This window comes from Sulfurimonas limnophila (assembly GCF_059705345.1).
On the sequence record NZ_AP046127.1, the window covers coordinates 1,076,231 to 1,101,143 of the forward strand.

23 protein-coding genes are annotated in these 24,913 nt (G+C 34.9%); 15 read left to right on the forward strand and 8 right to left on the reverse strand.

The window, feature by feature from the left end:
• Positions 1-64 precede the first annotated feature (64 nt).
• The 9 genes from gltB to AC6H33_RS05570 all read left to right on the forward strand — a co-directional run bounded on the left by gltB (position 65) and on the right by AC6H33_RS05570 (position 11,388).
• Complete coding sequence (gene gltB, locus AC6H33_RS05530; RefSeq protein WP_497605958.1) at positions 65-4,504, forward strand: glutamate synthase large subunit; 4,440 nt, start codon at positions 65-67, stop codon at positions 4,502-4,504.
• A 2-nt stretch (positions 4,505-4,506) separates the two neighbouring features.
• Positions 4,507-5,895 (forward strand): glutamate synthase subunit beta, encoded by a 1,389-nt coding sequence (locus AC6H33_RS05535; protein WP_497605959.1) that lies wholly within the window; start codon positions 4,507-4,509, stop codon positions 5,893-5,895.
• 145 nt (positions 5,896-6,040) lie between these two features.
• Complete coding sequence (gene accD / locus AC6H33_RS05540; RefSeq protein ID WP_497605960.1) at positions 6,041-6,886, forward strand: acetyl-CoA carboxylase, carboxyltransferase subunit beta; 846 nt, start codon at positions 6,041-6,043, stop codon at positions 6,884-6,886.
• Positions 6,886-7,446 (forward strand): thiamine phosphate synthase, encoded by a 561-nt coding sequence (locus AC6H33_RS05545; protein WP_497605961.1) that lies wholly within the window; start codon positions 6,886-6,888, stop codon positions 7,444-7,446. The genes accD and AC6H33_RS05545 overlap by 1 nt, the downstream gene beginning before the upstream one ends.
• Positions 7,446-7,904: a 23S rRNA (pseudouridine(1915)-N(3))-methyltransferase RlmH gene (locus tag AC6H33_RS05550; protein WP_497605962.1), complete on the forward strand. Its 459-nt coding sequence runs from the start codon at positions 7,446-7,448 to the stop codon at positions 7,902-7,904. The genes AC6H33_RS05545 and AC6H33_RS05550 overlap by 1 nt, the downstream gene beginning before the upstream one ends.
• 12 nt (positions 7,905-7,916) lie before the next feature.
• The gene (gene dksA, locus AC6H33_RS05555; protein WP_497605963.1) at positions 7,917-8,267 is read left to right on the forward strand and encodes an RNA polymerase-binding protein DksA; all 351 of its coding nucleotides are present in this window, start codon (positions 7,917-7,919) and stop codon (positions 8,265-8,267) included.
• 11 nt (positions 8,268-8,278) lie between these two features.
• Positions 8,279-9,295 carry a hypothetical protein gene (locus AC6H33_RS05560; RefSeq protein WP_497605964.1) on the forward strand — a complete coding sequence of 339 codons (1,017 nt, stop codon included), beginning with the start codon at positions 8,279-8,281 and terminating at the stop codon, positions 9,293-9,295.
• 6 nt (positions 9,296-9,301) lie between these two features.
• Positions 9,302-10,258 carry a tRNA dihydrouridine synthase DusB gene (dusB, locus tag AC6H33_RS05565; protein ID WP_497605965.1) on the forward strand — a complete coding sequence of 319 codons (957 nt, stop codon included), beginning with the start codon at positions 9,302-9,304 and terminating at the stop codon, positions 10,256-10,258.
• Complete coding sequence (locus AC6H33_RS05570) at positions 10,252-11,388, forward strand: hypothetical protein (RefSeq protein ID WP_497605966.1); 1,137 nt, start codon at positions 10,252-10,254, stop codon at positions 11,386-11,388. Before dusB ends, AC6H33_RS05570 begins: the two co-directional genes overlap by 7 nt.
• On the opposite strand, the gene AC6H33_RS05575 is transcribed toward AC6H33_RS05570, so the two are convergent.
• The 3 genes from AC6H33_RS05575 to AC6H33_RS05585 are packed head-to-tail and all read right to left on the reverse strand — an operon-like array spanning position 11,385 to position 13,036.
• Positions 11,385-12,278 (reverse strand): hypothetical protein, encoded by an 894-nt coding sequence (locus tag AC6H33_RS05575; protein WP_497605967.1) that lies wholly within the window; start codon positions 12,276-12,278, stop codon positions 11,385-11,387. The two genes, AC6H33_RS05570 and AC6H33_RS05575, sit on opposite strands and share 4 nt — an antisense overlap.
• Positions 12,275-12,613: a flagellar motor switch protein FliN gene (gene fliN / locus AC6H33_RS05580; RefSeq protein WP_497605968.1), complete on the reverse strand. Its 339-nt coding sequence runs from the start codon at positions 12,611-12,613 to the stop codon at positions 12,275-12,277. The genes AC6H33_RS05575 and fliN overlap by 4 nt, the downstream gene beginning before the upstream one ends.
• On the reverse strand, positions 12,614-13,036 hold the full coding sequence (locus AC6H33_RS05585) for a chemotaxis protein CheX (protein ID WP_497605969.1): 423 nt from the start codon (positions 13,034-13,036) through the stop codon (positions 12,614-12,616).
• A 130-nt stretch (positions 13,037-13,166) separates the two neighbouring features.
• Between AC6H33_RS05585 and AC6H33_RS05590 the strand changes: the two genes are divergently transcribed.
• The 4 genes from AC6H33_RS05590 to mnmH are packed head-to-tail and all read left to right on the forward strand — an operon-like array spanning position 13,167 to position 18,886.
• A complete protein-coding gene (locus AC6H33_RS05590) occupies positions 13,167-13,907 on the forward strand; it encodes a sulfite exporter TauE/SafE family protein (protein ID WP_497605970.1) in 741 nt (246 codons plus the stop codon).
• Between the two features lie 6 nt (positions 13,908-13,913).
• On the forward strand, positions 13,914-16,748 hold the full coding sequence (gene uvrA / locus AC6H33_RS05595) for an excinuclease ABC subunit UvrA (protein WP_497605971.1): 2,835 nt from the start codon (positions 13,914-13,916) through the stop codon (positions 16,746-16,748).
• A 15-nt stretch (positions 16,749-16,763) separates the two neighbouring features.
• Entirely contained in the window at positions 16,764-17,798 is a 1,035-nt protein-coding gene (selD, locus tag AC6H33_RS05600) for a selenide, water dikinase SelD (RefSeq protein ID WP_497605982.1), read from the forward strand.
• A complete protein-coding gene (mnmH, locus tag AC6H33_RS05605) occupies positions 17,798-18,886 on the forward strand; it encodes a tRNA 2-selenouridine(34) synthase MnmH (protein ID WP_497603898.1) in 1,089 nt (362 codons plus the stop codon). Before selD ends, mnmH begins: the two co-directional genes overlap by 1 nt.
• Positions 18,887-18,921: 35 nt before the next feature.
• On the opposite strand, the gene AC6H33_RS05610 is transcribed toward mnmH, so the two are convergent.
• The 3 genes from AC6H33_RS05610 to AC6H33_RS05620 form a co-directional block, all read right to left on the reverse strand.
• Positions 18,922-19,164, reverse strand: a complete 243-nt coding sequence (locus tag AC6H33_RS05610; RefSeq protein ID WP_497603899.1) for a hypothetical protein — start codon at positions 19,162-19,164, stop codon at positions 18,922-18,924.
• 116 nt (positions 19,165-19,280) lie between these two features.
• On the reverse strand, positions 19,281-19,721 hold the full coding sequence (locus AC6H33_RS05615; protein WP_497603900.1) for a YchJ family protein: 441 nt from the start codon (positions 19,719-19,721) through the stop codon (positions 19,281-19,283).
• 85 nt (positions 19,722-19,806) lie between these two features.
• Complete coding sequence (locus AC6H33_RS05620) at positions 19,807-20,706, reverse strand: AEC family transporter (RefSeq protein ID WP_497603901.1); 900 nt, start codon at positions 20,704-20,706, stop codon at positions 19,807-19,809.
• A gap of 69 nt (positions 20,707-20,775) precedes the next feature.
• Here AC6H33_RS05620 and AC6H33_RS05625 point away from each other — a divergent pair, with 69 nt between their 5' ends.
• A complete protein-coding gene (locus tag AC6H33_RS05625; protein ID WP_497603902.1) occupies positions 20,776-21,405 on the forward strand; it encodes an NAD(P)H-dependent oxidoreductase in 630 nt (209 codons plus the stop codon).
• Positions 21,406-21,850: 445 nt separating this feature from the next.
• Here the strand turns inward: AC6H33_RS05625 and AC6H33_RS05630 are convergent, their stop codons facing one another.
• Positions 21,851-22,582 (reverse strand): endonuclease/exonuclease/phosphatase family protein, encoded by a 732-nt coding sequence (locus tag AC6H33_RS05630; RefSeq protein ID WP_497603903.1) that lies wholly within the window; start codon positions 22,580-22,582, stop codon positions 21,851-21,853.
• 11 nt (positions 22,583-22,593) lie between these two features.
• Positions 22,594-23,919: a phospholipase D-like domain-containing protein gene (locus AC6H33_RS05635; protein WP_497603904.1), complete on the reverse strand. Its 1,326-nt coding sequence runs from the start codon at positions 23,917-23,919 to the stop codon at positions 22,594-22,596.
• Positions 23,920-23,994: 75 nt separating this feature from the next.
• Here AC6H33_RS05635 and AC6H33_RS05640 point away from each other — a divergent pair, with 75 nt between their 5' ends.
• Positions 23,995-24,912 carry a manganese-dependent inorganic pyrophosphatase gene (locus AC6H33_RS05640; protein WP_497603905.1) on the forward strand — a complete coding sequence of 306 codons (918 nt, stop codon included), beginning with the start codon at positions 23,995-23,997 and terminating at the stop codon, positions 24,910-24,912.
• The last annotated feature ends 1 nt before the right edge of the window (position 24,913 follow it).

Genomic DNA, 24,913 nt, shown 5'->3' on the forward strand with positions numbered 1-24,913 from the left:
AGTTTCTTTAAAAAGAGATTAAATTTGTAGAAAATTACAAAAAAAGCAAGATTTAGGAGTTAGTATGGTTGAATATCATGATTTATTAAGATCATTTAAAGATAATTGTGGATTTGGTCTTGTTGCAAACATTAAAAACAAGGCGTCTCATAAAATTTTAGATGATGCGATAACTGCGTTAGAGAGAATGATGCACCGTGGTGCTGTTGCAGCTGATGGAAAAACTGGTGATGGAAGCGGACTGCTTCTCTCCTTACCTGAAGAGTTTCTTCGCAAAGAGGCCTCGAAAAGCGGGATTGAACTTCCAGCACAGTTTGCAATCGCTTCTATCTTTACAAAAGATATTAAAAACCTATCTATTGTAGAAGAAGTTTGTACAAACAATGATTTAAAAGTTGTTCTAAGAAGAGATGTTCCTATAGATATTAATGCTCTAGGAGAACAAGCTCTTGCTACTTTACCAAATATCGTTCAATTATATATAACTCCAAATTCAATAATGGCTACAAATAGATTTGAAGCACTTCTTTATCTCTCTCGCAAAGAGAGTGAGCATAAATTAGAAGATGATAGAAATTTTTATATAGCTTCTATGAGCTCAAAGGTTCTTTCATATAAAGGGCTAGTTATGCCTACACATATAAAAGAGTTTTATAAGGATCTACAAGACGAGAGTTTTAAAATCTCTTTTTCACTCTTTCATCAAAGATTCTCAACAAATACACTTCCAGAGTGGAAACTAGCTCAACCTTTTCGTGCTGTTGCGCACAACGGTGAAATCAACTCTGTAGAGGGAAACCGTTTTAATGTTGAAATAAAATCAGAATCAATTAAAAGTGAAGTATTTACAAGCGAAGAGATACAGAGGATATTGCCTATTTTACAACCAAGATCTTCTGATAGTGCTTCAGCAGATAACTTTTTTGAATTTTTGCTTGTAAATGGTATGGATTTTTTCAAAGCAGTTCGCGCAGTTATTCCAGCTGCTTGGCAAAATGCTCCACATATGGATCCAGAACTTCGTGCGTTTTATGAATTTCACTCTACTGTTTTTGAAGCATGGGATGGTCCAGCTGCATTTTCTGTTACAGATGGAAGATATGTAGGATGTGTTTTAGATAGAAATGGACTTCGCCCTTCAAAATATGTTATTACAAAAGATGATACGCTTTTAATAGCAAGTGAATATGGTGTTGTAGATATCGCACCAGAAAACATCAAAGAGAGAGGTCGCCTACAATCTGGCGAGATGATAGGGCTTGATTTAAAGTTTGGAAAAATATTTAAAAATAGTGAAATTAATGATTATTTAAAGAGTTCAAACCCATATATGAAGTGGTTGAATGAACATATGATTTATCTTCAAGAACATGTTGTAGATCAGTATATGTCGGAACCAAAATATACTAAAGAAGAGCTAATTGCAAGACAGAGATATTTTAACATTACTCATGAAGTGATAGAACAAGTCATAGAACCTATGATGCTTGAGGGTAAAGAAGCCGTTGGATCTATGGGTGATGACACTCCTCTAGCTGCATTTTCCAATAAACAAAGAGCTTTTAGTGACTTTTTTAAACAAAAGTTTGCACAAGTAACAAATCCTCCTATTGATCCAATTAGAGAAAAGGTTGTAATGAGTCTAAATACAGGCTTTGGAGAAGTTCACAATATACTAGATGAAGTTCCTTTCCATGCTCATCGCCTTAAGTCTATCTCTCCAATTATTACAAGTGAAAAGTTAGTTATATTAAAATCATTTGGAGATAAAAAATCACCAAGTTATCAAGATTTTTATCGTAACAAAACATTCTCAACTGCTTATGAATCAGGGCTTAGAAAATCGCTTGATACTTTAGTTGAAACTATTGTCTCTTCTGTTAAAAATGAGGGAACAAGAATCATAATCTTAGATGATTTTGAGTTTAGTAAGACAAAAAGAGTTATACCAATGGCTATGGTAATTGGACGTTTAAATATTGCGCTTTTAAAGGCAAAAGTTCGTCACTTAGCATCTATGGTCGCAGTAACAGGTGAAGTTTATGACTCTCATAGTGCAGCAGTTCTTCTTGGATATGGTGTTAATGCTATTCATCCAAAGCTTTTAGCAGAGAGTGTTGTAGAACATGCAAATAGATCAAATGTAATTAAGATAGACTGTAATACAGCTCTAAAGGCGGTTCATAGCTCTTTAAATGCTGGTATATTGAAAATAATGTCCAAAATGGGAATCGCAACAGTTGCATCATATAGAAATGCAGGTCTTTTTGATGTAATGGGACTAAGTCGTGAAATAGTAAAAGAGTGTTTTGAAACTTCAAATTCAGCACTCAATGGACTATGTTACGACGATATAGACGAGAGAATTGCAAAGTATCATAAGGATGCTTTTGAAGATAGCGGATTTAATAGAATTTTCCCTCTAAATATTGGTGGGTATTATAAGTTTTATAATGGAGCAGAACATCATGATTTTGGTCCATCAGTAATCCATGCTATTCATGCAACTGCAAACAGTGGTTTAAAAAAAGATTATGATAAGTTAAGAGATATAGTAAATGGCAGGGGTTTGAAATTTATTCGTGATTTCTTTGATATTAAATCAGATAGAGCGGCTATTAATATTTCAGAAGTTGAACCAAAAGAGGAGATATTTAAGAGATTTGCTTCAGCTGCTATGAGTTTGGGGTCAATCTCTCCAGAAGCGCATGAGACAATTGCTATGGCTATGAATCAAATAGGAGCTAAATCAAATTCAGGAGAGGGCGGGGAAGACTCTGAACGTTTTGGAACTGATAGAAACTCAAAGATTAAGCAAGTTGCAAGTGGACGATTTGGTGTAACTGCCGCGTATCTGAGAAGTGCCGAAGAGATTCAGATAAAGGTTGCACAAGGTGCAAAACCTGGGGAAGGTGGTCAACTTCCAGGTCATAAGGTTTCGCCTCTTATTGGAAAACTGCGTCATACAGTTCCTGGAGTAACACTAATTTCGCCTCCTCCTCATCATGATATCTACTCAATTGAGGATTTAGCGCAGCTGATTTTTGATGTTAAACAAGTAAACCCAAATGCAAAAGTAGCTGTAAAATTGGTTTCAGCTATTGGTGTGGGGACAATCGCAGCTGGTGTTGCAAAAGCTTATGCGGATAAAATTATTATCTCTGGCGGTGACGGCGGAACTGGAGCGGCTCCGCTTACTTCTATAAAATTTGCTGGAAATCCATGGGAACTTGGGCTTAGCGAGGCACATAACGCACTTAAAGCAAATAACTTAAGAGGTTTAGTAGAACTTCAAGCAGATGGTGGATTAAAAACAGGTCTTGATGTTATAAAAGCAGCACTTCTAGGCGCTGAGAGTTACGCATTTGGTACAGGAGTTTTAACAATTGTTGGCTGTAAAATGCTTAGAATTTGCCACGTAAATAAGTGTACAGTTGGTATCGCAACACAAAATGAGATGCTTCGTCAAGAGTTTTTTAAAGGGCATGTTCATCAACTTATAAACTACTTCACACTTTTAGCTGAAGATATTCGCTCTATCATGGCACAACTTGGATTTAAAACTATGCAAGAGATGATTGGAAGAAGTGATATTTTAAAAGTTGTAGAGAATGATTTTGCTAAAAAGTTTGATTTTAGTTCAGTGCTTCATCAAGAAGAGGGTGTAAATCACTCAACGCAGAGTTCTAATCCTACATTTGATGACAACGCATTTGAAAAAAATGTTTTAAATGAGGCTATGAGCTCAATCAAGCATCCTAAAAATAAAGTTAGAATAACAAGAGAGATTACAAACGTAAATAGAAGTTTTGGCGCACTTCTTAGTGGTGAGATAGCAGAGTACTATGGAGATAAAGGCTTAGCAAGTGATACGATTCGCATAAACCTTAGCGGAATATCAGGTCAGGCACTTGGCGCATTTTTAGTTCCAGGAATATCTATATACTTAAATGGTGTTGCAAATGATTATATTGGCAAAGGTATGCATGGCGGTAAAATAATTATCAACTCTCTCAATCAAGGTGAAGAGTTTGCTGCTGGAGGTAATACTTGTCTTTATGGAGCAACAGGTGGAAAACTCTATATTTCTGGGAGTGTAGGTGAGAGATTTGCAGTTCGTAACTCAGGTGCACTAGCAATAGTTGAGGGAACTGGCGATAACGCATGTGAGTATATGACTGGCGGTGTTGTTGTTATTTTAGGACGCACTGGTATAAACTTTGGTGCTGGAATGACTGGCGGAATAAGTTTTGTATATGATTTTGATCACACTTTTATAGAGAATGTAAATCGTGAATTAGTTGAGCCTGTTCGTATAGATACTGATGATGGAGATGAAGCTAGACACTATCTAAAGAAACTTTTACAAGATTATTTTACAGAGACACAAAGTAAAAAAGCAAAAGAACTTCTTGATAATTTTAGAGTTGAAGTAAGAAACTTCTGGCTTGTAAAACCTAAAAATTTAACTAAATTACCTATGAACTTAGAGATCGGAGATTAATCATGAAAGAGTATTTAACAATCGAAAGAATCGAAGCTAAAAAAAGATTAGTCGTTGAGAGAACAAAAGATTTTGGCGAGATTTATGAAGTTTTTGACCGTAATGAAGCGGCAACTCAAAGTGAGAGATGTATCCAGTGCGGAGACCCTTTTTGTTTGAACAAATGCCCACTGCATAACTATGTTCCTCAATGGCTAAAGGCTGTAAGTGAAAAAGATTTGGAGTTTGCATTTAAACTCTCAAATGAGCCTTCACCTTTTCCTGAAGTAATGGGAAGAGTATGTCCTCATGACAGACTTTGTGAGGGTGATTGTACTTTAAATGATGGACATGGAGCTATAACAATAGGCTCTGTTGAAACATATATTACAGAAGAGGGCTTTAAGGCTGGGTATAAACCTGATTTTCCAGGAATTACAACTGATAAAAAAGTAGCAATCATAGGAAGTGGCCCAGCAGGACTCTCGTGTGCAACATATCTTTTGCGCTCTGGAGTTGCTGTAACTATGTATGAGAGAAGTGATAGAGCGGGCGGGCTTTTAACTTATGGAATCCCAAATTTTAAGCTTGATAAAAAGATAGTAGAACGCCGTGTAAAGTATCTTAAAGAAGCTGGAATGGAGCTTGTATTAGAGTGCGAAGTAGGTAAAGATATTGCTTTTGAAGAGATAGCTAATAAGCATGATGCGATGTTCATAGGAGTAGGTGCTACAAAAGCTAAAAAAGCCTCTATTAACGGAGAAAAAGCACCAAATGTTTTTAGAGCTATGGACTATTTAACTGCAATTCAGAAAAAAAACTTTAAGCTTAATTATGACAAAAAATTTGATTTTAAAGATAAAAACGTTGTTGTAGTAGGTGGCGGAGATACTGCTATGGATTGTCTTAGAACTGCAAAGAGAGAAGGCGCAAAGAGCGTAATATGTCTATACCGTCGTGATGCACACAACATGCCAGGAAGTCAAAAAGAGTATAAAAACGCGATGGAAGAGGGTGTTGATTTTACTTTTTTTGTATCACCAAAAGAGATTGTCTTGAATGACAAAGGCAATGCAATAGCAATTGAGATGATAAAAACAACTTTAGGTACAAAAGATGAGAATGGACGCCAGAAGATTGAAGAGATAAAAGGAAGCGAATATAGAGTAAATGCAGACGTAGTAATTATGTCTTTAGGTTTTGATCCAGAAGTACCATCATTTTTAGCAGAAAATGGAATAGAAACAAATAAATGGGGTGGGATTATTATTAACGAAGATACCCATGAAACAAGCACTGCTGGGATTTATGCAGGTGGTGATTGTTATAGAGGTGCAGATTTAGTTGTAAGTGCTGCTTATGATGGTCGTGAAGCTGCAAGAAGTATGCTAAAAGTACTTCTGAAAAAATAGTGTTACTTTTCTACATCTAGTCTTGTTAGATGTAGAAAAAATTGCTCTAATTTGTAACAAATAGAAGCACCTCATTTTTTAAACTTTACAGAAAACAAGTATTATTTTGATATAATTTCCGCCATTATATATTGAAGGATACTTTTTGAATCTACTTAGCATTTTTTCTAGAAACACAGATAAGAACCAACCTGTTAAAAGTGAAGCACCAGCACACTGGGTAAAGTGTAAATCATGTCAGTCGCTTATGTACTATAAAGAAGTAGAAAACCAAAAACATGTATGTCCAAAATGTGGTTATCACATCAGAATAGGTGTAAAAGAGAGAATAGAACTCTTAGCAGATGATGGTACATTTGTAGAGTATGATGATAATTTAAAACCTATTGATCCACTAAACTTTATAGATAAAATATCTTATAAAAAAAGACTTGAAGAAGCATACGCAAAAACTGGAAAGAACTCATCTGTTGTAAGCGGAGAGTGTAAAATGAACGGAGTAAGTGCACAAGTAGTTATATTTGACTTTGCATTTATGGGCGGTTCACTTGGTTCTGTTGAAGGTGAGAAAATTGTTCGTGCAGTTGATCGTGCTATTGAGAAGAGACAAGGGTTAATTATACTTAGTGCAAGTGGTGGAGCTAGAATGCAGGAGAGCACTTTTTCTCTACTTCAGATGAGTAAAACTTCAGCCGCTTTGGCAAAACTAGCACAACATAAACTTTTATATATCTCTGTTTTAACTGACCCTACTATGGGGGGAGTTAGTGCCTCTTTTGCAACATTGGGAGATATTATTATAGCTGAACCAGGAGCATTAGTTGGCTTTGCTGGACAGAGAGTTATTGAGCAGACAATTGGCTCAGCTTTACCAGATGGTTTCCAACGTGCAGAATTCTTACTTGAAAAAGGCTCTATTGATATGATTGTCAATAGAAATGAGCTTAAAAAAACACTCTCAGATATGCTAACACTTTTTAAAGTTGCGTAATGCGACTTTATGCTCTTTGTGATCAAGACCTTTTAGATAAAAGAGGTCTATCTCTTGAAGATTTTATCTCAATTGCTAAAGAAAAAAATGCAGAGATTATCCAATACAGAAATAAAAATGCAGATATTACATTTATAAAACAACAACTGATAAAAATCAGAAAAATGTATGATGGCTTTTTGATTGTAAATGATGCTTATGAGCTCATAGAGTTTTGTGATGGCGTTCACGTAGGGCAAGAAGATTTAAGAGCCATAGATGAAGATATTTTTGTTGCAGTTAAGATTATTAGAGAAGTGATTAAAAAAGATAAGATTTTAGGTATTTCAACTCACAATGAGAAAGAGATTTTAGAAGCAAACAAGATGGATTTAAACTATATTGGTTTAGGCGCATACAGAAATACGGATACAAAAAGTGATGTAACAACGGTTCTTGGCGAAAAATTAGACTCTCTTGCATCACAATCAAAACATTATGTAGCTGCAATTGGTGGAGTTAGAGAGAGTGATAAATTTGTACACGTCACTTATCATGTGATTGGAAGCGGACTACTTTAGTGAATATAGAGATTTTATCAATTGCAAAAAGAGAGAAATCTACTTACGATCCTTTATCAAAAGAGCTTATGAAGATGATTTCTCGCTTTGCAAAGATAGAAGATGTAGAACTTTTTAACAAAGATGTAACAAAAGCACACACCATCTCACCAGAGGCCTCAAAAGAGGCTTATTCAAAACTTTTTGAGCCACATATAGCTAAGAGTTTTAATGTTATATTGCACCCAGATGGAAAATTAATCGATAGTTATGAATTTAGTAAGCTATTAGATGGTAAAATTGCGATTAAATTTTTCATAGGCGGTGCTTATGGCTTTGAAGAAGAGTTCTTGAAAAAGGGTCATTCTATCATAAGTTTAGGGAATATTACTATGAGTCATAAAATTGCAAAAGTAGTTTTGCTTGAGCAGATTTATAGAGGTTTTTCAATTTTAAGTAATCATCCATATCATAAATAACAAGGAACATAAGTGCAAGAGAGCGAGTTAAAATATTTTAAAGAAATTCTTGAGAGTAGAAAAGAACAAATAATAAAAAATATTAAAGGTGTTAATGAAGAGTTAACTCAATTGAGTTCTTTAGAGTTAAATGATGAAGGCGATCATGCATCTGTGGGTAATAGTTCAATGGTTGAGAGTGCAATTGTTCATCAACAAGAGCAAGAGCTAAAAGAGATAAACGTTACGCTTGGAAAAATTTCAACAGGTGATTATGGCATATGTGAAATGTGTGAAGATCCTATTGGTTTTCAACGACTTAAAGTTAAGCCTCATGCGATATACTGCATTGATTGTAGAGAAATAGTAGAAAAATCTAAATAAGGAATAAAGTTATGCATCTTAAAAAATATACGGTAGCAGCATTTATATTAATAGTAGTAGTTGGGTGGTATGTTTACGCATTCATAACACAAGACAGCGCAAGTATTGAGCTTTTTGGACTAGTATTACCTCCTCTATCGATTGCAATATTGGTTGTTTTACCGATGATTATTTTATATATCGCAAGTCTGCTTCATATGCTTTTTTATTCACTTATGGGAATACTGAAGCTTCGTAAATATGAAAAAGATCATGAAAAAATGGTTGAATCTATTGTTGATGCTTACCTTGGAAAAGAGAATCGTTCTCACTCATTTAAAACACAAAAATATAAACTTTTAGGATCTTTGGTTGATAATGCAACTATCTTTCCAACAGCAGAGCTTAACGCTGAAGTTGAAAATAAGAAGATAAACGATGTTCTTGCGTTAATAAACAGTATTAAAAATGGTGAAGTTGTTGATTTGAGAAAACATTCGCTTTCATCTTCAAATGCACTTGTTATTCAAAATGATAGAAACAGATATAAGAAGGGCGTTCTTAGCGCTGAAGATATTTTAAGCTCTCAAAATAGATATGATATATCTTTACAAAAAGAAGTTTATACTGATTTTGTAAAAAAAGCACCACTCAATATGATTGAAAAGTATAAAAAAGCAATTACAAAAGAGTCTCTTTTTGAGATTTTATCAAGAGTAAATGCTGATGTAAATACTTTGGTTATTTCAAACGACTCTTTAATTGCTCTTTTTAAAGATTTAAAGCTTTCATCAAAAGAGTATATAGAAGCATCTAAAAAACTATCAAAATCAATGTTACCTGAACAAAGAATGAAGCTTTTTGAAACATTAAGTAATGAGAATGAATTAACAATGGAAGCTTATCTATTTACTCTTTTTGATTTAGAGATGTTGACTCCTGCTAAAGAGATACTTGATGCTTCTCAAAATGGCGATTATGCACAGTTTAAAGCATATAGTTCACTTAAAGAGTGTGGCAAGCACTTTAATATAAATATCTTTATTTAGTACCAAATGATTGAAAAAAAACTTACTTTTGATAAGCCAATTTATGTTCTAGCACCACTCGCAGGATATACAGATTTACCTTTTAGAAGTGTAGTTAAAAAGTTTGGTGCAGATCTTACTGTTAGCGAGATGTTAAGCTCTAATGCCCTAGTTCACGGCTCATCAAAAACATTAGGTATGATAGAAAAAAGTCCTAATGAGGATCCTTATTCTGTACAAATTGCAGGAGCAGAGGTTGATGTTATAAGAAGAGCTGTAGAGATACTAAATGAGCAGCAAGGCATAGATGTTATTGATCTAAATTGCGGATGTCCTGTTCCTAAAATTGTAAGTCATGGAAGTGGGAGTTCTCTTCTTTTAAATCTGCCTCTTATGGGTGAGATTATAAAAACAATTAAAGAGACTTCAAATAAAAATCTTACAAGTGTAAAAATAAGACTTGGATTTGAAAAAAAGAACCATGTTGATATTGCAAAAATAGTTGAAGATAGTGGTGCAGATTTCATTGCTGTTCATGGAAGAACGCGTGCTGGAAAATTTAACGCACCAGTTGATTATGATGCGATAAGAGAGATTAAAGAAGCTATACGAATTCCTGTTATAGCAAATGGTGATATCGACTCATACGAGAAAGCAGAGTGGGTTTTAGAGCATACTGGTGCTGATGGTGTTATGATAGGAAGAGGTGCAGTTGGTGCTCCTTGGATTTTTCATCAGTTAAAACATGGCACTAAAGATGTTGATGAGAGTATAAAACGCGCCATAATAATGGAACATTTTGATAAAATGATTGAATTTCATGGTGCTCATGGTGTTGCTATGTTTAGAAAGCATATGCATACTTATTCAAAGGGATATCGTGGGGCTTCAGTTCTTAGAGATAAGATAAACCATGTCTCTAATCCTCAAGAGTGTAGAGAATTGATAGAAAATTTTTTAAAAAATAGTGAGATAGTTTGTTAAAAATCAGCAAATCCATTAGAACATTAGACGAGAGTGATATAGGGGATAATCTTCTGCATTATGATTATAATGTAAAGTATCTACTCTCTTTAATCAGACGTGGAATCGATCAAGAAGATCAACACTATTTAAGTTCTTATCGCTCTTTTGAGGGTGAAGTTTTTGAAAACTTTATTTATGAAAAACTTCTTATGTATGCAGTGGAAAATGAAGATATAGATAAGTTTGTCTTAAAAGGTTTTCATCAAGACAAAATAAAATCTCATGCAAATACTCTCTCAATTAGCGAGAAACAGCAGATTGTTTATAGAACAAAAAGTAGAGAAATAAGCGAATTTGACGCTATGTTTATCACAAAAAGCAGAGAACTCTATTTTGTTGAGATGACGCTTGTAAAATCAGTTTTAAAATTAAGAAAAAGACTTAGAAAGAAAAAAGCTCTTTTAGAGCTTATTTTTCCAAACTATGAAGTCAAGGCACTAATTATTCTAAATGAGGGTGCTACTGGAGTTAGACAGCTACCATCTTACTGCAATGTTTGGTTAACAAATGAGTTTTCTGCTAAAGGTGTACTTGATTATATTGTAAATACAGACAGTAGAAGACTACAAGTAAAAAAGAGAGTTAAATCACCTAAGATGGTTGAAGCTCACTCACTTAAGCTATATCCGTTTAGATATTACAATACAATTTCATGGATTACAAAAACTATCAGAAGTCATAAAAAATATGTTATAGATATGAATTTTCTAATGAGCCAAAAAGTTCAGAGATACCATGATTTGTATAATAAATTTTATATTGGCTATATTGATGTTTCGCTGCTTAGAGATGAACTTGGGCTTGATAGTAGTTTTAAGGACAATCAAAGTGTAGTTGTTGCGATTGAGAAAAAGCACTCAGATGAGATTACGCTTACTTACTATATACAACAAGCACGTAAGGTTTTATATCTTTACTCTTATGATGAAAATTCTAAAGTTATAAGAGAGAAAAAAGATCCGTACGGAATAACAATTACAGAAGTTTATCATATTAGTAAAATGATGGATGAGAAGTATAAACTAAGCGTTGCAAATCTAGCTACTATTAAAAATCTTTTAGAAGGTAAGACGCAGCTAGAGGATTAAACCTCGTAAGAGATTGAAGCTGCCTTTTCTTTATATATTCTCAGTGATTCTTTATAATCATCATCATTATTTAAAAAGTTATCAAGCTCTTTATGTCTATTTTGTAAGATAGTTTCAAATTCACTTTGATTTGTTGGCTTGTTGTCTGAAAATTTGTCTAAAAGTATATTGCTTTTTCCCATAAGCACAAGATAGCTCTGTTCGCCATAGTCAAGCATAACTACGCTGTTATCACTGTTTAGTGCTTTTTGAAATCTAATAGTTACATTTGATTGGTTTGTTGGTGCTGTAAACTCTTTTTTCTCTTCTTCTTCACTGCTGTTTTCTTGAAAAAGCCAAGATGCTTGTTTCTGTTTTGTTTGTGGAAGCGCAACTCTTTTTTTGATATAAAAGAGTATTCCTATTCCAAGAATGAGGATTGAAACAACAATATAGTAGCTTTGAGATAAATCATCACCTTTTTTTGTCGGAAGAGAAGCGAACTCATCTTTTGAAACCTCGCTTCTCTGCTCAACATTTGTTTGTGGTAAAATCTCTGGCGCTGCAAAGCGAAGTCTAAGTCCATAAGAGTCAGATGTTTTTGAAGCTTGTAGGGCTACAGACGGTGGTATTTCAGCTACAATTTGAGTATACTCTTCCATTGGAGTTATAGTAATTGAACGAATGTATTTTGAAGATAGTTGTTTGATTTTAGAGGACTCTATTGAAGCATTTTCAAGTTTTATAGTAATGATAGAATTGCTATTGCTCTGTTTTATAACACCATTATATGGAGTGTCAAACGTTATCATAACATCTACTCTATCTGTTCTATCATAGATATTGTAACTCAAAATTTTTGATGCACTTAGTAAAAAAGGGATAGATAAAAGTAGTAAAAATTTAATCATGCTTTTTCTCTTGAGAGATGGTATAAAACAGCGCTCGAGTCCAATACTTCATTGATACGAATTGCGAGATTTTTTTCATATACCATGACTTCTCCTCTTCCTAAAATACGCCCGTTTACATATGATTCAACGCTCTCTCCAGCTGGTTTTTTAAGGTCAATTATAGAGCCTTTTTTTAGCTGTAGTATTTCACTTATCGTTAACTCTGTTTCACCTAAATCAGATATAAATTCAACTTCCATATCCAACAGACCAGAATAATCCATCCATGAAAGCTCAGTTTCTGGATTAAAAGCTTCTTCTTTTGCTCCATATGTGCGTCTTTTGTTTTTCAATTATATTTCCTTGATAGCAATAATCATCTCATCATTTCCTACTTTTATAGTTTTTGCTTCATCATACTCTATATCAAAAGCATCTATCTTTGCAAAGTAAGGAGTTGCCATTGTATATGAATATTCAGGCATATTTTGTGCAAGAACTTTAGCGCTTCCAACTATCAGGTTTGTGAGTTCAAGCACCATATCAACTAGAGTCTCTTCATCGCTATCATCTTCTTCTAAAAGAAGTGCTGTGACTCTCTGGGCAAAATTTGGGGTTGCACCTATAAAAACTCTATGCTTTTTTCCACTGCTCATAGTTATATCAACATAAGCAATAACTGTTCTCATATTTTCTGTATATTCAATTATTTTATAAGGCTCTCTGATTTGATGGGTACAAAAATTTTGAGAAGCCTCTACTATGATATTTAACATTAATGCCCCTTAAGTGGGATGATTATACTTGATTGAATCTCAAAGTAAAATTAAACTATCTTATGTTTAGTGTGTTGTAATAACTTTGATTTTGAGAAGATGATATAATTTCTAAAAAAAGTTATAAAAAATGGTTGAATTGCTCTTTTTAGGTGTTGGTGTTGGTGCTCTATCTGGTTTTTTTGGGATTGGTGGCGGAACTATTCTTGTTCCTCTGCTTCTATTTTTAGGGCATCAAATAAAAGATGCTATTGGAATTTCAATAGTGCAGATGGTTTTTAGCTCAATCTATGGAAGCTATTTAAATAATAAAAAGAAAACATTAGATGTACCAATGGTGCTTATAATTGGAATCGGTGGATTTTGTGGTGCGTTTTTTAGTGGTTTTATTGCTTCTAGTGTAGATGATAGAGTTTTAGAGATTATATTTTTGCTATTTGCTTCATTTGCGCTACTTAGACTATTTTTTAAGACGACGCAACATAGGACTCAAAAGTATGTAAGCAGAGCAGTTTTATTTTTTATAGGATTTGTCTTAGGTACACTAAGTATGCTAATTGGCGTTGGCGGAAGTATTCTTTTAGTGCCGATACTGGTAGGGTTTTTGCATGTAGATCTAAAACGTGCTATATCAGCTGGGCTGTTTTTTGTAGTTTTTTCATCCGTTGCTGGTTTAATATCACATGCCATAAGCAGAGAGATAGATTTTTATAGCGGAACGATTATAGGCTTGGCTTCATTTGTTGGTGTTTATATTGGAGTGCATCTTAAAGAGAAAGTAGATGCGGTTGTACAAAAAAAACTATTAGTGCTCTTTTATCTTTTAATAGTACTATATTTGGCACAGAGAATCTTTTTTAGAGGAAATTAATTATATATGAAAAATAGAGATGTTATAAAAATAGTAGGTGCGAGAGAAAATAATCTAAAAAATATATCGCTTGAGATACCAAAAAATCAGCTTGTAGTCTTTACGGGTCTTAGCGGAAGCGGAAAATCAACTCTAGCTTTTGATACGCTATATGCAGAAGGGCAAAGACGTTACATGGAGTCTTTATCATCTTATGCAAGACAGTTTTTAGACAGAGTTGGAAAACCTGATGTTGACAAGATAGAAGGTCTTACTCCTGCTATTGCGATTGATCAAAAAACTACAAGTAAGAACCCGCGCTCAACAGTTGGGACAATCACGGAGATATATGACTACCTAAGACTTCTTTATGCTCGTGTTGGGATTCAACACTGCCATAAATGTGGCAAAGCAATCTCTCAAATGAGTGCTTCAGATATTATCAAAGAGGTTGCAAAACTACCAGAGGGTGCAAAACTTGTTCTTTTAGCTCCTATCGTAAATGAGAAAAAAGGTGCATATGCAGATGTTTTAGAGTCTCTTGTACAAAAAGGTTATGTTCGTGCCATGATAGATGGTGTGATGGTTCGACTTGATGAAGAGATAGAGCTGAGTAAAACAAAAAAACATACTATAAAAGTTGTAATAGATAGAGTAGTAGTAAATAAAGAGAATAAAGAGCGCATCGCAGCTGACGTTGAAAAAGCCTTAAAAGAGAGCTATGGTGAGCTTGAGATAGAGATACTAAACCATGAAGAGCTTGGACTAAATAGGTCACATATGCACTACAGCGAACATAACGCATGTTTTGATTGTAAGGTTAGTTTTGAGCCCTTAGAGCCGCTATCTTTCTCTTTTAACTCACCAAAAGGTGCATGTAGAGAGTGCGATGGTTTAGGGCTTCGTTACGCACTTGATCAAGATAAGATTATAGATGTAGATTTATCGGTTGAAAAGGGTGCTGTAAAGATAATTTATGGCTTTAACAAAGGCTACTATTTTACGTTCTTAAAAGGCTTTTGTGCGCAAAACAAGATAGATACAACTATCCCTTATTTGGAGCTAGAAGAGCATCAGAAAAAAGCTATTTTACATGCTGGGATAGATGAAGTTAGCTTTCTTTGGAAAGGTCATGAAGTAAAGAGAGTTTGGCCTGGAATCATAAAAATAGCGTACGATATGTTTAAAGATGAAAAAGAGTTGGCTGATTATATGAGCGAGAAAAAGTGCAGTATATGCTCATCACATAGATTAAAACAGGAGTCTTTATCAGTTAAAGTCGCAGGTAAAGGGATAGCAGATATTTTAGATATGCCAATCTCTAAAAGCTATGAGTGGTTTAAAGAGAAGAGTAATTTTAACTATTTTTCAGATCAAAGTGCACAAATCTCTGCTCCTATTTTAAATGAGATAAGAGAGAGATTGTACTTTTTGTTTGATGTTGGACTTGGCTACATAACTCTTGGTCGTGATGCTAGAACTATAAGTGGCGGAGAAGCTCAAAGAATCCGTATCGCTTCACAAATAGGAAGCGGTTTGACTGGTGTTTTATATGTCCTTGATGAGCCAAGTATTGGGCTTCATGAGAGAGATACTCTTAAGCTCATACGAACTCTTAGAAGCCTTCAAGAGAAGGGAAACAGCGTAATTGTTGTTGAACATGATAAAGAGACTATTGAAAATGCTGATTTTATAGTAGATATTGGCGCAGGTGCAGGAAAATTTGGCGGAGAGGTCGTTTTTGCAGGGACACTAGATAAGCTCAAAAAGGCTAAAACACTTACAGCTGATTATCTTTATGGCAGAAAAAAGATAGAGTATTTTTATAGAAGAGCTCAAGAAAAATATATAGAGATAAAAAATGTTACATTAAATAATATCAATAATTTAAGTGCAAAAATTCCACTAAATAACTTTGTATGTATCACAGGAGTAAGTGGAAGTGGAAAGAGTTCTCTTATGCTTCAAACGCTTCTTCCAACGGCAAGAGAGCTTTTAAATCATGCAAGAAAAGTAAATAAAGTTGCAGGAGTTGAGATAAACGGACTTGAGCATGTTGATAAAGTAATCTATCTTGACCAAAGCCCAATAGGACGAACTCCTCGCTCAAATCCAGCAACATATACAGGGCTAATGGATGAGATAAGAAATCTTTTTGAGCAGACAAAAGAGGCGCAAATCAGAGGATATACAAGCTCAAGATTTAGCTTCAATGTTAGAGGCGGACGATGTGAGAAGTGTCAAGGAGAGGGCGAAAATAAGATAGAGATGCACTTTTTGCCAGATATTATGGTTAAGTGCGATACATGTAATGGCACAAGATATAATCAGCAGACGCTAGAGGTTTACTACAAAGGTAAAAATATCTCAGAAGTGTTAAACATGAGCGTTGAAGAGGCTTATGAGTTTTTTAAAGCGATACCAAAACTAAACCAAATCCTCTCAACTTTAGTTGATGTAGGTCTTGGCTATATTACCTTAGGACAAAATGCAGTAACACTCTCAGGCGGCGAGGCACAAAGAATCAAACTAAGCAAAGAGTTAAGCCGTAAAGATACAGGCAAAACGCTATATATCCTTGATGAGCCAACAACGGGGCTTCATTTCGCAGATGTTGATAGGCTTACAGGAGTTTTACACAAGTTTGTAGAGCTTGGAAATAGTGTTTTGATTATAGAACATAACTTAGATATGATAAAAAATGCGGACTACATCATAGATATGGGTCCAGAAGGTGGAAGTGGCGGCGGCTTGATTATAGCGGAGGGAAGCCCAGAAGAGGTTGCTAAAGAGTATAAAAAAACAGGAAGTTATACTGGCGAGTATTTAGCTAAAGAGCTTCTGCTTCATAAAAAAATATAATAAGATTCAAGGACAATAGTGAAAAAGATAAAACTTACAGAGTATAGTCACGGGGCAGGGTGCGGATGTAAAATATCTCCGATGCTTCTTGATGAGATTTTAAAAACAACTACGCAAATGCCTATATATCCAGAACTTTTAGTTGGAAATGAGCATAAAGATGACGCCGCGGCGTATGATTTGGGAGATGGCAAGTCAGTGCTATCTACAACAGATTTTTTTATGCCTATCGTAGATGATGCTTTTACTTTTGGACGAATTGCTGCAACAAACGCACTTAGTGATATTTACGCGATGGGTGGTCGTCCGCTTATGGCTATCGCAATTTTTGGATGGCCTATCGACAAACTCTCTGCAGATGTTGCAAAAGAGGTTATCGAAGGCGGTAGAGCAGTATGTTTGGAGAGCGGAATCCCTTTAGCAGGAGGACACTCAATAGACTCTCCAGAGCCTATCTTTGGACTTGCAGTAACTGGTATAGTTGAGAATAAACATCTTATGAAAAACAGTTCTGCAACGGATGATTGTTATATATTTATCACAAAACCAATAGGTATCGGAATACTTACTACAGCGCAAAAACAAAAAAAGATAGAAGACGGAGATATTGATGTAGCTGTTGAAGCGATGGTTACGTTAAATAAGTCAGGGGCTACATTTGCAGCACTTGATAGCGTTTTAACTATGACAGATGTTACAGGGTTTGGTCTTTTAGGGCATCTTAGTGAAGTTTGTGAAGCTAGTAATGTAAGTGCTAAGATATATTTTAAGAGTGTTCCACTTCTAAAAAATGTTGAAAAGTATAGAGCACAAGGGTGTATCCCTGGTGGTTCTCGCAAAAATTTTATGAGTTATGGGCACAAGATAAACGCTATGAGTGATGAGCAAAGAGAGATACTTTGTGATGCTCAAACTTCAGGTGGGCTTTTAATTTTTGTGAAAAAAAATGGGGTAGAGGAGTTTTACGAAAGTGCTAAAACTTTTGGAATGAACCTTGAGCCAATTGGTGAGACAACTCCAAGGGGCAAATATTTAGTAGAAGTTTTATAGTGAGCCTTTTATTTGATGATTTTAAATCAATTGTCCTAAACAAAACTCCACTTCTTGATGTTCGTGCTCCCGTAGAGTTTAAAAAAGGGGCTTTTTTAAACGCGGTAAATCTGCCTATCATGAATGATGAAGAGCGCCATAAAATAGGAATATGCTACAAAAATGAAGGCAATGCAAAAGCAGTAGAGCTAGGGCACAATTTAGTTAGTGCAGATATAAGAGAAGCACGTATAAAGTCATGGATATCGTTTATGGATGCTAATCCTTCTGCTTTGCTTTACTGCTTCAGAGGTGGTCAGCGCTCAAGAATCTCTCAAGAGTGGTTGCGCGAGAGAGGCAGAGATATAGTACGCCTAAAGGGCGGCTACAAGGCATTTAGAGCTTATCTTATAAATGAGATAAAAGAGTCAACACAGCACTTTAAACCAATAGTACTTGGCGGAAGAACAGGCTCTGGAAAGACTATCGTACTTAAAAAAATGCAAAACTCAATAGATTTAGAGGGTTTGGCAAATCATAGAGGCTCATCTTTTGGAAGCAGATTTGGTATCCAACCAATGCAGATAGATTTTGAAAATAATTTAGCATATGAGCTAATACAAAAAATTGAAGATGGTTTTAAAACTATTGTTTTTGAAGATGAGGGAAAACATATAGGCAACGCTTTTATGCCAGAAAATCTCGTTACAACAGCTATAAATGCACCGCTGGTTATACTTGAGACAAAAATGCAAGAGAGAGTAGATATAACACTTGATGAGTATGTAGTCCAAGCTCAAGAGGCTTATATAGAAGCTGGTTTTGATGATGCGCTCAAAGAGTGGAGTCAAAACATACAAAATGCTATGAGTAGAATAACGAGACGCTTAGGAAATGAAAAATACACAAAAGTATCTGCTATATTTGAGAGCGCTTTAGATGAGCAAAAAAGAAGTGGTTCATATGATGGGTATAGAGAGTGGGTTAGGTTTCTTTTAGAATACTATTACGATCCTATGTATGACTATCAGATACAAAAACGCGCAGATAAGGTCTCTTTTAGAGGAGACGCTAAAGAAGTTAAGAGCTATATAGAAAATTTTTTATAACTGTTTCCAAGCTTGAGAGCTTGGAAACGATAGAACTAGTGGCTTGAACAACCGCCACCACAACAGCCATTGCTTGTTGAATCATTCATAGCTATTACAAAACTGTTTTCAACTTCTTGAACTTTGAAATTATGTTTTCCACAAAATTCGTTATTCATAAAATCTCTCATCTCAATTGATTTCATAAGTGCTTCATCTTTAGACTCCAACTCAATTCCATTTTTTAGGTCACTTCTAATAAAACAACCACACTCTTTTTCTACAACAACTTTAAACATACTATTTCCTTATTTGATATTGATTATTGAATAATATCTCAAAGTGCTTCTTCTGTTCTTAGTTTTATACAGAGCTAAAAAGATTAAGGAAAAAGTAACATTTATAAATAAACTCTTCACTTATCACAGCACTTTTTATATTTTTTACCGCTTTGACATGGACAGAGGGTGTTGCGCTCTATTTTCGAGTTAAAGAGTTTTCCATCTTTGTATAGCCAGATGCCATCCTTAAATATAAAGTTGCTTCGCTCATGTTGTACATGTAATCCGTCATTATCTTCATAGTAGGCTTTGAACTCAACTATATTTTTTTCTGCTTTTACTATCTCAAGACCTAACCATTTTACACTTCTAGCATACTCTTCAATTAGAGCTATATCGTCTTCATAACGAGCCTCTTTTAAGGCACTGTTTACTATGTAATGACCATCGCCTAAAACATAAGCGCTGTATCTGCTTCTCATCAGTTCAAGCGCATAAAATGGACTTTTAGTGGCACTTAGAAATGGCTCACAGCACTCACTAAACTCTTTTTTACTTTTACAATAACACTCCATAACGTCTCCTGCTAATAAATCTCATATAATTTGTATATTTACTCACTAATGCTTTGCCTTTGGCGAGAGAAGCCATTTCAACTCTCTAAATGATAATATTATAAACAAGCCATGTAGTTACAAAGGAGATTAAAATTCCATAACCAACAATTGCAGAGCTAAGTCTTGGAGCAAGTCCAGCCATGGAAGCGATGGCGGCCGCTGTTATCATGGGTGCCATGGATGACTCCATGATTGAGACTTTTGCTGCCATAGAATCCCAGCCTAAGATAGCACAAATCAAGATTGCAACAAGTGGAGCAAAGAGTAGTTTTACACCAAGTGCCACACCAAATGGTTTTAGCTCATGTGATGGGAGTTTAAACTTTAGTTGAAGCCCAACTGCTACAAGTGCCAGAGGAACTATTGTACTCGCCAAAGATGAGAGCACACTTGAAATAACTGGATGAAAAGAGATTCCCATTAACAAAAAAGCAAGGAGCAGAGCTATAAAAGGGGGAAAAGATAGCATTTTTATAAAAAGTGCTCTCTTGTCAACTTTACTTGTACTTGAGTAATAAACAGAGACAAAAGTTCCATAAGTAGAGAGGGCTATAAATGTACCTAGTTGATCATACATAAGCACATATCCAAGTGCATCACTGCCAAAATAGGCTTCTATGATAGGAATTCCAAGATATGTTGTGTTTCCAAGAACACCCACAAGCATCAAAGAGCCAGTTACCTCTTTTGAAAATTTAAATAGTTTTGATAGATAAAAAATAGCAACAGCACTTGCAGTTAATACAACCCATGCGATAAAAACAGGGATAAGAACTTCAAGTGAGAGAGTGAGTTGTGGAACTTTAAGCAAAACGAGTGCAGGAGCCGAGATATAGAGGATAAATTGGTTTAAGATAAGTGGTGTATTTGCTGCAAATATCTCTTTTTTGCCAATTATATAGCCTATAAAGATAGCGCTAAATATAAGTGCAAAATTATCCATACATAGCTCCATTGGTTGGTTTATTAGGTTTGGAAGTATATAATCTTATAAAATAAAGAGAGGTAAAAGATGAACAATACATTTATGGATGCTATGGATTTTAGACACGCATGTAAGCTTTTTGATGAAGACAAAAAGATAAGTGATGCGGATATTAGAGAGATTTTAGAAGCTGGTAGAAAGTCGCCATCATCTTTTGGTATGGAGCCGTGGAAATTTTTGGTTATTACAAATGAGGAGCTAAAGGCAAGGATTAGACCATATTGTTGGGATCAGCCTCAGATAACTTCATGCTCACATTTAGTCATAATCCTAAGCGCAATTGAGAGCCTGAGAGTAGAATCAGGTGTAGTACAAAAAAGATTTAAAAGAAGAGAGATGTCTCAAGAAAAATTTGACTTTTACGTAAATCTTTATGCAAAACATTTGGAAAATACTCTTTTGAGTGATGATAGTATCTACTGTTGGAGTTCAAGACAGGCATATATAGCTGCTGCAAATATGATGACTTGCGCAGCAACACTAAAGATAGATAGTTGCCCTATAGAAGGATTTGAGAGAGAAAATCTGCAAAATCTATTAAATCTTGATACTAGTAAATATCAAATTGCTTTGCTTCTTCCTTTTGGGTACAGAATAAACCCTCAATCAACGCAGTTAAGAGTAGCGTTTGATGAAGTAGTAGAGTTTATAAACTAGAGTTTAAACTTTCCTCGTTCCCAAGCTATAGCTTGGGAATGCATACATCTAAAATAGAATATAAATTGATGTACATACTCCCAAGCACAGCATGGGAGCAAGATAGAGTTTAAACTTTGCGATTATAGGGTTGTCCCTCGTTCCCAAGCTATAGCTTGGGAATGCATACACGTAATACAAAATATAAATTGATGTACATACTCCCAAGCACAGCATGGGAGCAAGATAAAAATAGAATATAAATTGATTCCTCGTTCCCAAGCTATAGCTTGGGAATGCATACATCTAAAATAGAATATAAATTGATGTACATACTCCCAAGCACAGCATGGGAGCAAGATAAAAATAGAATATAAATTTATGTACATACTCCCAAGCACAGCATGGGAGCAAGATAATCAATGCAGTTAAGAGTAGCGTTTGATGAAGTTGTTGAGTTTATAAACTAGAGTTTAAACTTTGCGATTATAGGGTTGTGGTCTGAAATCTTTTTACTGTTGATAACGTTTGAACTTACAAGCTCAACGCCTCTGTAAAAGATATAATCGAGTCTGTTTGAAAAAACTCTTTTGATATCTTTTTCATTGTTAAAATTTACCTCTTTTAGCTCTAGTGATAGGCTAAATTCTCTTAAGTAAGCAACTCTCTTTGCATTCCATGTGTTAAAGTCACCCGCTACTATCATAGCTCCTTGATGGTTTTTTATGCTTAGATATATCTCATCTAGTTCATGCTTGAAATCACCGCTTTTTACAAAATTTATAGCATGAAGGTTTACGATAAGAAGAGTCTGCTCATTAGAGATTTTATGATTTGTTATGAGAGTTGTTTTATGGGTTGCATAACGCAACTCCTGCTTTTTACTAAGAAGAGATAATTCATTTACGCATGAGGATTTAAATGCGCTAAGAACGCCAAAAATATGCTTTTTAGTCTCTATATTTGGAGAGAGTACATAAGAGTAGTCATGAAGCTCTATCTCATTTGAGATATTTTTTTTAACCTCTTGAAGGAGTAAAATATCTAGTTTATGCTCATTTACAAGCTTATCTACGAAATCTTTAAAAGAGCTCTTTAGAGTTAACTTTGCAACATTCCAGCAGAGAATAGTGAACTCTTCCTCTATTGATATCTCTTGATGTTTTAAAGATTTTATAATACTTTTTGGTTTAAACATTTTTATCTCTTCTAAAGTTGCGGAGAGAAAATTCGCATAAAATTTTCAAAGATTCTTCTGGTTGTAGAGACATCTTTAGCCCCTATAGCAGAGCTTTTTATAAGCATATCGCTCCAGTTTTGTACCTCTTTTATAACTGTATCGTTGTATATAAAAGTAGCTACTTCATAGTTTAGAAAAAGGCTTCTATTGTCAAAATTTGCGCTTCCAAGAACAACAGACGAGGAGTCAAAAATAATTGCTTTTGCATGAATCATAGCCCCTTGATGCAGATAGATTTTTACACCATTCTCTTCAAGCTCTCTCATATATGAGCCTCTGGATAGATTTATAATAATATGATTTGCCTCTTTTGGCGTAATCAGTGTTATCTCTATGCCTCTGTGTTTTGAGATGATAAGTGCTTCCATAAGAGAGCTGTTTGGTATAAAATAGGGAGTGATTATAGAGATTTTCTCTTTTGCTTCATAGATTTTACATAGAAGCATCTCATAGAAAACATCTCTTTGCATATCTGGTCCAGATGGAACAACATGAAGCATAAAATCACCGCCTTGAGGCTCTTGCTTGAGCGGTTTTAGCTTTTCTTTAGAGGCATAAAACCAATCAGATGCAAAAAGCTCAAAGTACTCTCTAGCTGATTTGCCCTCAACTAAAAACATGATCTCTTGCCATCTCTTTTTTGAGTATGTTTTGCCAAGATACTCATCTGAGATATTTCCTCCAGTATTTAAAACCTTTTGATTGTCAAAAATATATATTTTTCTATGGTTTCTGAGATTTATATAGTTTCTAAGTGGCATCTCAAAGATAGGCATAAAAAACTCAACTATAGCTCCAGAATCTCTTAATTTTTTAAGTCTGTATTGCGTGAAATAGAGATATATAGAGCCTATGGAGTCAAGAAGTATCTTTATCTCTACACCATCTTTTGCACGTAATATCAACGCCTCTATAATCTCTTTGGTTGTTTTATCGTACTCAAATATAAAAGTACTGATATAGATAGAGCTTTTTGCCTCATTTATAGAGTCAAGAAGCACTTTATATGCTTGTGTTGACTCTGTGTAGAGTCTAAAATTTTTATTTGCCAAAGGAGAGCTGAAATCTTGATTATCAAGCAAGAGCGGGTCTTTTTTATATCTGTTTTTTCTTTTTCTTAGACCTATTATAAAGTAAAGAGGCAGAGCCACATAAGGCATAACGATGATTGAGAGAATCCATGCGATGATAGCGCTTGGAGAGCGTCTGTGGTAGAGCATGTGAAGAAGCACCACAAAGATAAGTAAAGAGCCAAGTAAAATGAAGCTGTGATATAAAATAATCTCTTGTTTCATAAGGAGATTATAGCACAAGGTTTTATATCTAAAAAAATATTAGTATAATTGCATAAAAAATTAAAGGTTATCAATATGTCAACATATATTTTTGGTCACACAAACCCAGATTCTGACTCAATCGTTGGAGCTATCTCTTTAACATATCTCAAGAATAAGCTAGGCGAGGATTGTATAGCAACACGTCAAGGCGAAATCTCTCCAGAGACTGAGTTTATACTTGAAAAGTTTGGAGTAAAAGCACCTGAACTTAAAACATCTTATGCTGGTGAGAGCGTTTATCTAATAGATTTTTCAGACCTTGCACAAGCGCCACAAGATATAAAAGAGGCAACTATTTTAGGAATAGTAGACCACCATAAACTAGGAGATATCACAACAGATACACCTCTTGAGTGCTGGATTCGTCCAATAGGGTGCTCAAACACTATTGTAAAAGAGATGTATGACTATCACAAGATAGAAATTCCAAAAGAGATAGCAGGGATGATGATGTGCGCTATTTTAAGCGATACTGTAATCTTTAAATCTCCTACATGTACAAAAGCAGACACAAAAGCTGTAAAAGAGCTCTCTGCTATTTGTGGGATTGAGGATTATAAAGCTCTTGCTATGGAGATGTTTATAGCTAAGTCAGCGGTTGATGGCGCTAGTGCTAGAAATCTAAACACAAGAGATTACAAAGCTTTTGATATGAACGGAACTAGAGTTGGAGTTGGACAACTTGAGATGGTTGATATCTCAGTGTTACAAAGCAGAATAGATGAACTTTTTGCAGATATGAGACTTATGAAAGAGGAGGATGGGCTTCATACTATACTTATTCTTTTAACTGACATTATGAAAGAGGGTTCACAGCTTTTAGCACTTAGTGATGATATGAGTAAAGTTGAATCTGCATTTAACATTAAGCTTCAAGACAATCAAGCGTGGTTAGATGGAGTTCTTAGTCGTAAGAAACAGGTCATCCCATTTCTTCAACCACAATTTTAGT